The 1085-nt window shown below is 42.9% G+C and carries 1 tRNA gene and 2 rRNA genes; all 3 read right to left on the bottom strand.

Annotation, left to right across the window (positions count from 1 at the left end):
- Positions 1–468: ribosomal RNA gene (locus AACW75_RS24265) — 23S ribosomal RNA — on the bottom strand; the annotation flags it as partial.
- A gap of 345 nt (positions 469–813) precedes the next feature.
- Positions 814–889 (bottom strand) — tRNA-Ala (locus AACW75_RS24260).
- Positions 890–966: 77 nt separating this feature from the next.
- Positions 967–1085 (bottom strand): 16S ribosomal RNA (locus AACW75_RS24255); the annotation flags it as partial.

The raw sequence follows: 1085 nt of genomic DNA, 5'->3' as shown, positions 1-1085 counted from the left end.
TTTCGCCTTTCCCTCACGGTACTGGTTCACTATCGGTCAGTCAGTAGTATTTAGCCTTGGAGGATGGTCCCCCCATATTCAGACAGGATATCACGTGTCCCGCCCTACTCGTTTTCACTGATTATGATGTGTCGGTTACGGGGCTATCACCCTTTATTGCGAGACTTTCCAGACTCTTCACCTGCATCATTAAAAGCTTAAGGGCTAATCCAATTTCGCTCGCCGCTACTTTCGGAATCTCGGTTGATTTCTCTTCCTCGGGGTACTTAGATGTTTCAGTTCCCCCGGTTTGCCTCCTGTTGCTATGTATTCACAACAGGATACGTGCTTATGCACGTGGGTTTCCCCATTCGGAAATCCCAGACTCAAAAGGTTATTACTACCTAATCTGGGCTTATCGCAAGTTATTACGTCCTTCATCGCCTCTGACTGCCAAGGCATCCACCGTGTACGCTTAGTCACTTAACCATACAACCCGAAAGGGTCTCTGTTTTACTTTCACTTTTGAAAATTGAAAACAAACTAGTATGGCAACTAACCAAGGTTTTTGGTTGTCATCAAGAAGGGTTAATTCTTGATAACTGTTTGCCGGACTCAATTGTGAATCAAATAAATTTGATTCGAATACAAGACACTTGAATGTGTTTGTTGTGTTTATCTAATGAAAGATAAACATTGAGAACTTTTAAATTTGATTGAATTACTCGTAAGTAATCAATCAGTCAGCTTTCCAAATTGTTAAAGAGCTTGATTCATCTTCTATTAAAAGAAGGGAACCATTTTTAAATATTTTCAAAGAAAAACACTTAAAGATGGTGGAGCTATGCGGGTTCGAACCGCAGACCTCCTCGCTGCCAGCGAGGCGCTCTCCCAGCTGAGCTATAGCCCCATCTGGAAAAGTATTTCTACTCTTAACTTTTTAAACCTAATCAATCTGTGTGGACACTCATCGTGACTATCTTCGTATAAGGAGGTGATCCAGCCCCAGGTTCCCCTAGGGCTACCTTGTTACGACTTCACCCCAGTCATGAACCACAAAGTGGTGAGCGTCCTCCCCGAAAGGTTAAACTACCCACTTCTTTTGC

Source organism: Vibrio sp. L3-7 (assembly GCF_963898195.1).
Taxonomy (GTDB): Bacteria; Pseudomonadota; Gammaproteobacteria; order Enterobacterales; family Vibrionaceae; genus Vibrio; species Vibrio echinoideorum.
This window is presented reverse-complemented; position numbering and strand designations above follow the sequence as displayed.